The sequence below is a fragment of the Rhodothermales bacterium genome (assembly GCA_034439735.1).
In the GTDB taxonomy this organism is placed as follows: domain Bacteria; phylum Bacteroidota; class Rhodothermia; order Rhodothermales; family JAHQVL01; genus JAWKNW01.
This window is the reverse complement of record JAWXAX010000124.1, coordinates 1-11,247: the sequence shown is the minus strand read 5'-3', so window position 1 is coordinate 11,247 and position 11,247 is coordinate 1. Positions and strand designations below refer to the sequence as shown.

9 protein-coding genes are annotated in these 11,247 nt (G+C 61.5%); 8 read left to right on the top strand and 1 reads right to left on the bottom strand.

What is annotated here, in order from left to right:
- Window positions 1-181 precede the first annotated feature (181 nt).
- Window positions 182-1,666, bottom strand: coding sequence for an aldehyde dehydrogenase family protein (locus SH809_10050; GenBank protein ID MDZ4700035.1), 1,485 nt, complete (start codon window positions 1,664-1,666; stop codon window positions 182-184).
- Window positions 1,667-1,886: 220 nt separating this feature from the next.
- On the opposite strand from SH809_10050, the gene SH809_10045 reads away from it, so the two are divergent.
- From SH809_10045 to SH809_10010, 8 genes are all read left to right on the top strand, one after another.
- Window positions 1,887-3,089, top strand: a complete 1,203-nt coding sequence (locus SH809_10045) for an aminotransferase class I/II-fold pyridoxal phosphate-dependent enzyme (GenBank protein MDZ4700034.1) — start codon at window positions 1,887-1,889, stop codon at window positions 3,087-3,089.
- Window positions 3,090-3,142: 53 nt separating this feature from the next.
- Window positions 3,143-5,725 carry a M1 family metallopeptidase gene (locus tag SH809_10040; GenBank protein ID MDZ4700033.1) on the top strand — a complete coding sequence of 861 codons (2,583 nt, stop codon included), beginning with the start codon at window positions 3,143-3,145 and terminating at the stop codon, window positions 5,723-5,725.
- On the top strand, window positions 5,725-6,081 hold the full coding sequence (locus tag SH809_10035; protein ID MDZ4700032.1) for a hypothetical protein: 357 nt from the start codon (window positions 5,725-5,727) through the stop codon (window positions 6,079-6,081). The genes SH809_10040 and SH809_10035 overlap by 1 nt, the downstream gene beginning before the upstream one ends.
- 35 nt (window positions 6,082-6,116) lie before the next feature.
- A protein-coding gene (gene prfB, locus SH809_10030; GenBank protein MDZ4700031.1) for a peptide chain release factor 2 occupies window positions 6,117-7,218 on the top strand; the annotation gives its coding sequence in 2 pieces (ribosomal slippage) (window positions 6,117-6,182 and window positions 6,184-7,218; 1,101 coding nt in all).
- Between the two features lie 18 nt (window positions 7,219-7,236).
- A complete protein-coding gene (nadB, locus tag SH809_10025) occupies window positions 7,237-8,823 on the top strand; it encodes an L-aspartate oxidase (GenBank protein ID MDZ4700030.1) in 1,587 nt (528 codons plus the stop codon).
- 258 nt (window positions 8,824-9,081) lie between these two features.
- Window positions 9,082-9,576 (top strand): ribosome maturation factor RimP, encoded by a 495-nt coding sequence (gene rimP, locus SH809_10020; GenBank protein ID MDZ4700029.1) that lies wholly within the window; start codon window positions 9,082-9,084, stop codon window positions 9,574-9,576.
- Window positions 9,577-9,641: 65 nt separating this feature from the next.
- The gene (gene nusA / locus SH809_10015) at window positions 9,642-10,907 is read left to right on the top strand and encodes a transcription termination factor NusA (protein ID MDZ4700028.1); all 1,266 of its coding nucleotides are present in this window, start codon (window positions 9,642-9,644) and stop codon (window positions 10,905-10,907) included.
- 57 nt (window positions 10,908-10,964) lie between these two features.
- A partial coding sequence (locus tag SH809_10010) for a hypothetical protein (protein ID MDZ4700027.1) occupies window positions 10,965-11,247 on the top strand: 283 nt, incomplete at its 3' end.

Sequence of the window (11,247 nt, the reverse complement as noted above, 5' to 3'; positions counted from 1 at the left end):
TTCTCGCGAGATGCGCTGCATCGCGCTCGAAAAGCGCCTCGATCTACACGAAATCCATCGAAAACCCGCTCTTCCATGCCGAATGTCAACACACCCTAGTCGGATGAGCCATTTTTCTGGATCCTGGATCAGGTCCGGGATGACAAAGCGATAATAATAGTCGTTTTATGAACAGCCCTGATTACTGATTATCAATCTGCGCTTTCTGTAGCTTCCCGCTGTAGTCGATGTAGACACTCTTCGTCTCCGTGTAGAAATCAAACACCTCCCAGCCGCCCTCGCGGTGGCCGTTGCCGGTATGTTTCACGCCACCGAACGGCATGTGCGCCTCGGCGCCGATCGTCGGGCCGTTGATGTAGGTGATGCCGGCCTCGATGTCCTCAATGGCCCGGAAGGCGATCGTTACATCTTTCGTGTAGATCGACGACGAGAGGCCGTATTCGGTATTGTTGGCGATCGCGACCGCCTCCTCGTAGGACGACGCCTTCAGCACCGACAATACGGGCCCGAAGATTTCCTCTTGCGCCACCCGCATGTTTGGCGTTACGCCGGTGAATACGGTGGGCTCGAAGAAATAGCCCATATCGAGGCCGGCTCCCATCGCGCGCTTCCCGCCGCAGGCGATCCGGACGCCTTCCGAACGGGCAACGTCCATGTAGGACGACACCTTGTCAAACGCCTTCTGGTTGATGAGGGGGCCGACCTGTACGCCTGGTTCGTTGCCGTATCCGAGCTTGAGTCGTCCGGCCGCCGTGATGAGGCGATCGACGAGGGTATCGTGGATCGCCTCGTGGAGGATGAGCCGGCTCGTGGCCGTGCACCGCTGGCCGGTGGTGCCAAACGCGCCCCAGAGCACACCCTCCAGCGCGAGGTCAAGATCCGCATCCGCCAGCACGATCTGCGGGTTTTTGCCGCCCATCTCCAACGAAACGCGCTTGTGTGTCCGTCCGCAGACCTCGGCGATCCTGGCGCCCGTCTGCGTCGAGCCTGTGAAGGACACGGCGTCCACGCCCGGGTGGTTGACAATGGCGGCGCCCGTGGCGCCGGCGCCCTGGACCAGATTCACCACCCCGACGGGCAGGCCGGCGTCAACGAACACCTGCACGAGCAGCATCCCGCTGTGGGGCGCGTCCTCGCTGGGCTTAAAGACTACCGTGTTGCCGGCGGCGATGGCGGGAAACATCTTCCAGGTGGGCACGGCCACCGGGAAATTCCAGGCCGTGATGACGCCGATGACGCCCACGGGCCGTCGGATGCTCATGTTGAACTTGTTCGGCAGCTCGCTCGGCACGGTGTGCCCGAAGAGGCGCCGCGTTTCCGACGCCGCGTAGTAGGCGGTGTCGATGGCTTCCTGAACGTCTCCCTTCGTCTCGGTGAACGTTTTGCCCATCTCCCGGGTCATCTCGAAGGCGATGGCGTCCTTGCGCTCGGTGAGCAGGTCCCCGATGCGCTTCAGATAGTCGCCCCGCTGCGGCGCCGGCATCCGTCGCCAGGTCACAAACGCTTCCTGCGCCGCGCGCACGGCTGCGTCGACATCCCGCTCGCCCGAGAGGGGAAAACGACCGATGACGTCCGCCGAGCGGGCCGGGTTGGTATCGACAAACGTGGCGTTGTCCGCGGCATCCTGCCATTGACCGCCGATGTAATTTTTGAACGAAGTAGCCATAACTCTCGATTGGGTTCGTACGCTGGCTTAAGAATACAAGGACGCCGGAAACGGAGCGGTGTACCGGCCCGAGCGATGCGCGTTCCTCGTGGAGGGCGTATATTAGCCCCGCCGGCGGCGGGCGCGAGAAGGAACATCTCACAACGTTTGCACGTGTCGGGTGATCCCGGCTCCTGTTCCGCTTTCATATCTCACACCATCCCGTTCCCAGCATACGGCCATGGCTATTGCACCTTCTCGACCCACGCTTACCGACAAACTCTCCAGACGCGGTCGCGAGGTTAAACCGAGCGGCATCCGCCGGTATTTCGAAATCGCCGCGACGATGGAAAATGTCATCTCCCTCGGCATTGGCGAGCCGGATTTTGTATCCCCGAAACCGATCATCGACGCCGCCATGCAGGGCTTGCGAGATGGGAAAACGGGCTACACGGCGAACAGCGGGCTGCTTGAATTACGCGAGTTGATCGCAGCCGATCTTAAAAGCCGTTATGGTGTATCGTACGACCCTAAAACCGAGATCATCGTGACGGTGGGGGTGAGCGAGGCGATGCTGCTCGCCATGCTGGCGCTGGTCGACCCCGGCGACGAGGTCCTCATCCCCGAACCCTGTTTCGTATCCTACGGTCCAACGGCGCAGTTCGCCGGTGGCGAAGTGGTGTACGTGCCCACGTCGGTCGAGCACCAGTTCCAGGTGACGGCGGAAGACATCGCGTCTCGGATCACGCCGCGTACGAAGATGCTATTTCTGGGTTACCCGAACAACCCGACGGGCGCGGTGCTGTCCCGTAAGTCGCTCGAGGCGATTGCGGAAGTGGTGGAGGAGCACGACCTCATGGTGTTGTCGGACGAGATCTACGACCAGCTCGTGTATGGTCAGGCGCGTGAGAGCGGCCACGTGTGTGTGCCGTCGGTGGCCGGCCTGCGGGAGCGGACTGTCCTCCTCGGGGGCTTCTCGAAGAATCACGCGATGACGGGATGGCGTATTGGTTATGTGTGCGCTCCCCGCGAGATCGCCGCGGCGCTGTACAAGCTGCACCAGTATGTGGTGATGAGCGCCCCAACCCTCGGCCAGATCGGCGCCGTGGCCGCGTTGAAGTATTGCGCCGACGATGTGGAAACCATGCGACAGGCCTACGACAGCCGGCGTCGGCTGATTGTTGACGGCTTCCGCCATGCCGGCATGCCGACGTTCGAGCCGGAGGGGGCATTTTATTGCTTCCCGGATATCCGGTCCACAGGCTTTACCTCGGAGGAATTCGCCCAGAAGCTGCTCGAGGAAGAACGGGTGGCCGTGGTTCCTGGAGACGCCTTCGGGCCGAGTGGCGCTGGGTACGTGCGCTGCTCGTACGCGACGGCATATGACAAAATCGAAGAAGCTGTCCGCCGGATCACCCGGTTCGCGCAGCGTCATCAGGCTTGAATCGAACCATGCGGAATAGTCGCCCTCTTTGTCTGAGCGCTGCGTGGGCTGGCATGCTCGTTGTTGTTTTGGTGACGGTTGCGGGATGTTCGGGACGCCGGCCCTCCGAATCGGACCCGCCGGCCTACCGGCCCCGGGTCATCCAGCCGCGAACAGCGCCCACGCCGACGCCCGCCGAAGCCGCGGCCGAGGTCTTGCCGGCCTACCTGCCGCCGGCGTACCGGGTGATCCGCAACCCGGACGAGGCCTTCGTCGAGCCGGTCAGCAACTACGACCTGCTCCACTCCACACTCGACCTCCGGTTCGACTTCCCCGGGGAGCGCGTCCTGGGCGTTGCGACGCATCGGCTGCGCACGCTCGTCAATGGAATGACCCGTCTCGGATTCGACGGGCGTGACATGGAAATCCACGACGCGAGCCTGATCCAGACGGACGGCTCCCGGGTTCCGCTGGAAATCCAGTATGACGGGCACACGCTAGCCCTCATCCCGCCACAGCCCCTGGGCGTCGATACGTTCGATGTCGCCATCGCTTACACGGCCCATCCCACCCGCAACGGGCAACGGCTGGGGATGCACTTCGTCGACGGCGCAGGCACCGACTCCTCCAAGCCGACGCAGGTATGGACGCTCGGTCAGCCCCAGGATAACCGCTACTGGTATCCGGGATGGGATTATCCAAACGACCTCGCGTCGGTGGACCTCATCCTTACCGTGCCGGCCTCGTATTCGACGATCGCCAACGGGGGGATCATCGCCCAGGAGCAACTGGCCGACGGCCTCCGGCGCGACCATTGGCGCCTCTCTCGCTCCCATGCCTCTTACCTCACCAGCGTCGTGGTGGGTGAATTCACGACCGTGCTCGATCGATATGCCCGTAGCGACGGCAGCCAGGTGCCGCTGGCCTATATCGTCGAGCCGGCGTACGAGCGTCTCGCCTCGTTCATTTTTGGCGAGACGCCGCGCATGATGGGCGTGTTCGAGCAGGCGGTCGGAGTGGCGTACCCGTGGTCCAACTACAAACAGGTCACCGTGCGCGATTTCACGGCGCGCGGCATGGAGAATACCACCGCCACGGTGATGTACGAACAGCTCCAGCACGACGAGCGTGCGCGGCTGGACTTCGACGGCCGCGATCTTATCGCTCATGAACTCGCCCACCAGTGGTTCGGCAATTTTATTGTGCCCCGCAACTGGGCCCATCTGCCGCTGAACGAAGGTTTCGCGAGTTACTTCGAGCGCGTGTACATCGAACAGAGCGCCGGCATGGACGAGGCGCAGGCCCATACCATCGAACAACGCACGGCGTACCTGCAGGAGGCCGCGTCGATGCGCCGTCCAATCATCTGGTACGGATACGACGACCCCAACGCCCTCTACGACCGCCATACATACGAGAAGATGGCGATGGTCCTCCATCAACTCCGGTTCGAACTGGGCGAGGTGTTGTGGTGGAATGGGGTTCGGCGGTACGTACGCGACTACGCCTCGCGCCATGTCGTTGCCGACGACCTCCGCAAGGCGATGGAGCAGGCGTCGGGGCGCAATCTGGGTTTCTTCTTTAATCAATGGCTCCAGCAGCCCGGGCACCCTGAAATAGAAGTCGATCACACGTTTTTTGCCAACCGCGGGCTGTACGAAGTGCGGGTGCGCCAGGTGCAGGACAGCGTGCTGTTCCCAGCGTTTCGGTTTGACGTCCAGGTCGAGCTGAACCTGCAAGGCGGCACGGCCCCCTTCACCCAGCGATTCACCGTGTCAAATCGCGACACCACATTCCGCTTTGCGCTTGCCGGTGATGTGTCGTTCGTACGGTTCGACGCCGGCGACTGGCTGTTGGCGGATATTCGGGAGACGAAAGATCGCGACGAGTGGGTGCGTCAAGCCCAGGGGGATGATGAGATGGCCGGCCGGTACGATGCCGTCCTGGCGCTCGGCGCGCTGGAGCCGGAAACCCCGACGCGCGATGCCCTGCTGCGCGTCCTTTCCGTCGACGCCAGCGAGACCGTTCGTGAGGCCTCCGCTTCCGCTCTCGCCGCCTACGCTGGAGACCCGTTTGTACGCGAGGCGCTGGCCGGCGTCACCCGCTCCGACGCCTCGTCCATCGTCCGAAAGGCCGCGCTCATCGCCCTGTCGCGGTATGCGGACAGTGTCTTGCTGGCGGCGTTGCGGGGCACGCTGAGCGATCCGTCGTATCAGCTGATGGCCGAAAGTGTGCGTCTGATGGCGCGATCGTACCCCGACGAAACGCTCGACGCCGTGCGGGGGCTGTTTGATGTCGAGAGCTGGCAACATGTCGTCGAACTCGCCCTGATCGAGGCCTACGGAACGATCGCTGCGCCGGAAGGGATCGCCTACCTGGAGGCCCGGCTCGATCCGAGCGAACCGGAGGAGGTGCGTGCGGCGGCGGCGGATGCTCTGGGCATGATTGCTCGAGCACAGCCCGCCGTGGGCGCCGGCGTGGGGCAGGCGCTCGTCGCCCTCCTGGACGATGGCGTCGAAATCGAACGATTCTCCGCCGCGCAGGCCCTCCGCGCCGTGAACGTGGCGCCGCTGCGCGACGATATCCAGCGGTGTCTCGCGAAGGAAACGTCTCCGCGTGTCCGCGAGCAGCTTCAACAATTGACCGGATTCCGATAATGGCTGGCATTGCCGGAATGATCGTGGCGCTCGTGTTACACCTCGTGCTGGGATGGCCTTTCAGTGTCGCCGGCGGCGTTGTCGCCGGGTATCTGGCTGTGGAACGAGGCTGGCTCTGGGGCGGACTCGCCGTGGGATTGCCCTGGGCCCTGCTGGTCGCCTATAATTTTATCGTGGCTTCCGCGCCTGTTTCACGCATGATCGACGCGATGGCGGAGATCATGGGAAACATGCCCGAAGCCATGTTCGTTGTGTTGACGATTCTGATTGGATGCGCCCTCGGCGTTTGCGGCGGCCTCGTGGGCGCTCAGACGGCGCGGATCGTCCGCTCGCGCACCCTGTTGGTGCGGCGCTGAGCGCACCACTCATAGTATGGAGCAAACGTACCCCGATGCCCAGGACCACCGAAGAAATCCGTAGCCTGTTAGAGCGTGTATACACGCTCGGGAGGTATCTTTGACCCGGCTCATCGCGAACAACAGATCGATGCGCTGAGTCAACGCCGGCTGAATCCTGATTTCTGGCAAAATCAGACGGCGGCGAGGGAGGTGGAACGCGAAATCGCGTTGCACGAGAGCTGGTTAAACGCCTGGAAACGTATCGAACGGAGCGCCCAGGACGTTGATACCCTGTTGGAATTGGATGCCGAAGAGGGTGGCCTCGCGGAGGATATCCAGGTCGAGGCCGAGCGCCTCGCCGCGCTAGTCGATGCGCTCGAATTCCGGAAGATGATGAGCGGCCCGGATGACCAGCGGGACGCCATCCTTACCATCCATCCCGGCGCCGGCGGCACCGAAGCCCAGGATTGGGCCGAGATGCTGCTCCGCATGTATACCCGGTATGCCGAAAAGGCAGGGTTCGCCGTGACCATGCTGGATTATCAGGAAGGAGAAGGAGCCGGCATCAAAAGTGCGTCGATCCGCATCGCCGGCGAGTACGCTTACGGCTACCTCAAGTCCGAAAGCGGCGTGCATCGCCTCGTGCGTATTTCTCCGTTCGATTCGAGCGGCAAGCGGCATACGTCGTTCACCAGCGTATTCGTCTATCCCGAGATCGACGAGACGATCACGGTAGACATCAAGCCCGATCAGTTGGAACTGCAGACGTTCCGCTCGGGCGGCAAGGGCGGCCAGAACGTGAACAAGGTAGAAACCGGGGCGCGATACATCTGGATAGGCCCACTATCCAACGGAGAAGAAGCCCGGGTCGTCGCGGAATGCACCGAGGAGCGGAGCCAGCTCCAGAACCGGGAGCGGGCGATGAAGATGCTCAAGAGCCGGATCTACAAACTCGAGCAGGATATCCAGGAAGCGGCCAAAAACGAGATCGAAGGCAATAAAAAGAAGATCGAGTGGGGCAGCCAGATTCGCTCGTATGTGTTCCAGCCCTATACCATGGTCAATGACCACAGAACGGAGACGAAAGTCACCGACGTCCAGTCTGTCATGGAAGGCAACCTGGACGAGTTGATTAAGGCTTTCCTGATGCAGTGACACCCCCCAGCCCCTCTTATGGCCGAGCGATACGACTTTCTTTTACTCGGGAGCGGGATAGCCGGCCTCTCGTTCGCCCTGCGCGCAGCGGAGGAGGGCACCGTGGCCATTGTCACCAAAAAAGAGAGCGCGGAGTCGAATACGAACTACGCGCAGGGTGGCATCGCCGCCGTCATCGACGACGCGGACAGCTTCGAGAAACACATCGAGGACACGCTGATCGCCGGCGCCGGGCTTTGTGATCCCGAAATCGTCCGCATCGTGGTTACGGAAGGGCCGGCGCGGGTGCGCGAGTTGATGGAGATGGGGGCGGCGTTCACCCGCGAACATGGCCGGCTCCACCTGGGCAAGGAGGGCGGTCACTCCGAGAACCGGATCGTACATGCCGCCGACGCGACCGGTAAAGAGGTCGAACGCGCACTACTCGCCCGGGTGAATGCACATCCGAACATCCAGGTCTTCCAGCACCATTTTGCGCTTGAACTCATTACAGACCACCACCTCGGCCGGCACGTGACACGCCTCCAGCCGGACATCGGGTGTTACGGCGCCTATGTACTCGACGAACAGAACAACCGGGTGCTCACCATGCTCGCCCGGGCCACGCTTCTTGCCACCGGTGGCTGTGGACAGGTCTACCTCCACTCCACCAACCCCGGCATCGCCACCGGAGACGGATTGGCGATGGCCTATCGCGCCAAGGCCCGGATCGCGAATATGGAGTTCATCCAGTTCCACCCGACCAGCCTGTATCACGCCGAGGCGAATTCGTACCTCATCACCGAGGCCGTGCGCGGCGAAGGGGGCATCCTGCTCAACAAAAATGGGCACCGGTTCATGCCGGACTACGACCGTCGCGGCGAACTCGCGCCCCGCGACATCGTCGCGCGTGCCATCGACGACCAGTTGAAGCAACGAGGGGACGACTATGTGCTGCTCGATATATCGCACATCGGCGCGGATCGCGTTCGCCGGCATTTTCCCAATATTTACGAAACCTGTCTCCGGTATGGGATCGACATGACGACCGAGCCAATCCCCGTCGTTCCGGCGGCGCACTACCAGTGCGGAGGCGTGCAGGTGGATGCGATGGGGCGAACATCCATTCGCGGCCTGTTCGCCTGTGGCGAGGTCAGTCATACAGGGTTGCACGGCGCGAATCGGCTGGCGAGCAACTCCCTCCTCGAAGCGCTCGTGTTCAGCTATCGGGCCGCGCGGGAAGCCACCGCCTTTGTGCGCGCGGTCGGGTGGATGGAGGGTATTCCTGATTGGGACGATAGCGGCACAGAGGAGCCCCAGGAATGGGTGCTCATCTCACACAATCGGGACGAACTGCGCCGCGTTATGTGGGATTATGTGGGGATCGTACGCTCCCGCCTCCGCCTGGAACGCGCCTTCCGGCGCACGCACCTCCTCTACGAAGAGACGGAAGATTTTTACCGCCGCTCCCGCGTATCCACGGGCCTCTGCGAGATGCGCAACATGATCGTTGTCGCCTACCTCATCATCCGTAGCGCTCAGATGCGGCGGGAGAGCCGAGGGCTGCATTTCATGCTCGATTTTCAGGAAACCGTCGATTGGGCGCGGCGTCCAACCCTGGTCTGAATAAGACGCGCTTTTAGGCCCCCAGGAGACCGGAACTAACGCTTTTTGCCCGCGTTTGATGGGACCTCAGGAGCGCTCGGAACGGTGCCTACGGCGCAGGTAAGTTAGCTGCGAAGGTAACTTCAACGTTAGCTGCAAAGTTAGCTGCAAAGTTAGCTGCGGTAGACGTGCAAGGGGGGTCAGTGGCCGCCCTTTTTTGTTGTTGTAGGTGAGACCCTGCAGCGCCCGTTCTCGAAAGGACCGGGCTTTTTTATTCTTATGAGCACTACGGTTAGCAAACCGGTTGAACCGGAATACGATCCGTTGCCCGCACGCGTGCGGGCGATCATCGAGGAGGTGATCGAGGATCCGCCATATTTTCTGGTGGACGTCTCGATTCGCGGCCGCGAGGGTTCGCGTGTGGTGGAGGTGTTCGTCGATCGCGACGAGGGCATTTCCATCGAGGCGCTGGCGGACTTGAGCCGGGAAATCGGTTTTTTGCTGGAAACCGAGGACATCATCAAGGGGCGGTATTACCTCACCGTCTCTTCCCCGGGGGCCGACCGGCCGCTGGTGATGCCCCGGCAGTTCCGCAGGCATAGCGGGCGCCCAATGCGCCTGGTCGTTCGGGGTGAAGACGGCGCGGAGCATACGGTCCGCGGCATCCTCGCCACCGCGGGAGACGACGATGTTGAACTTAAAATCACGGATGATCAGCCACGCCGTGTCCGTTATGCGGATATCGTGGAGGCCAGGATCGAGTTACCCTGGTAGGCCGGCCCGGAATGGTCGCCGGTCCCATTCAGTCACCAAGTGATACCTGATACGAAGGCAACGCCATGCAGAGCACGAACCTAGTATCTTCTTTTGCCGAAATCGCCCGGGAGAAAGGGATCGAACGCGATACCCTGCAAATGATCGTGGAAGATGTCTTCCGCGCCATGATTCGCAAGCGGTATGGCTCCGACGAGTCGTTTGAGATCATCTTTAACCCGGACAATGGCGATATTCAAGTGCTGCATATCCGCCAGGTCGTGGCGAACCTGGACCTGGACGATCCCGTCACCCAGATCGAAGTGCGCGACGCCGTCCGTATCGACGAAGATTTCTCGGAGGGGGACGAGGTGGCGAGCGAAGTCGACATCGCGGATTTCGGTCGGCGCGCCGTCATGACGGCCCGGCAGACGTTCAGCCAGCGCATTCGCGATATCGAGAAAGAAAACGTCCACAAGGCGTATCAAGATATTATCGGTGAGGTCGTCGTAGGTGAGATCTACCAGATCCGCCGCCGCGAAGTCCTCGTGATCCATAATAAGGTTGAACTGCTGCTACCTCGCGAAGAGCAGATCTACAAGGATCGCTACCGCAAGGGCGACATGTTGCGCGCCGTCGTCAAGGAAGTGCGCCGCGACGCCGGCAGCAATCCGCAGGTGATCATTAGCCGCGCGGATCCTATCTTCATGGAGCGTCTGTTCGAACTTGAGGTGCCCGAAATCTATGACGGCATCGTTGAGATCAAGCGCATCGTCCGCGAGCCCGGCGACCGCGCCAAGGTAGCCGTGGAAAGCCATGACGACCGGATCGACCCCGTCGGTGCCTGCGTCGGCATGAAAGGTGTCCGTATCCATGCCGTCGTGCGGGAACTGGGCAACGAGAACATCGACGTCCTGGAATGGACCAACGATGCACACGAATTGATCAAACGGGCGCTATCCCCGGCCAAGCCGGTCAATGTGGTCGTCAATAATGAGTTGAATCCACCGCGCGCGAAGGTGGTTGTCCGGGCCGATGAAGTCAGCCAGGCCATCGGTCGCGGTGGTATCAATATTCGCCTCGCGGCGGCTCTGACGGGGTATGAAATCGATATCTACCGCGAAATCGCTGCCGACGAAGAAGACATCGAAATCGGCGAATTTGCAGACGAATTCGACCCCGACACGCTGAAGCTGCTCCAGAACATCGGATGCGACTCGGCTCGTGCCGTACTCGAACTCTCCCTGGAAGAACTGGTGCGTCGTTCGGGCCTCGACACGGAAGCGGCACAACGTGTCCTCAACGTGATCAAGGCTGAATTTGAGGACGAAGAGGAGGTGGAAGAGGATTGATTGCGCGATGGCGTGCCAGGGAGGCGGCTTTTCGCCTAAGTGTGTATCTTAAGGTGTATGACAAAACAGACGACCTTCAAGAAAGTCAGGCTTTTTAACGTATCTAGAGAGCTGAATGTGGCCATAGATACGCTCCTCCAGCATCTGGAGCAGGACGGCTTTAAAGACGTCCTCGCAGGCAAGGGGGTCAATGCCTCGATCACCGACGAGGATGCCTACCTGTCGTTGCTCGAAGCGTTCGCGCAGGATATGGAGACCGCCGCCCGTGTGAAAGAGAAACGTGCGGCTCGCCTGTTGGATCTGGCCGGCGATGACTCCGAAGGGGAAGATGAGCCCGAGG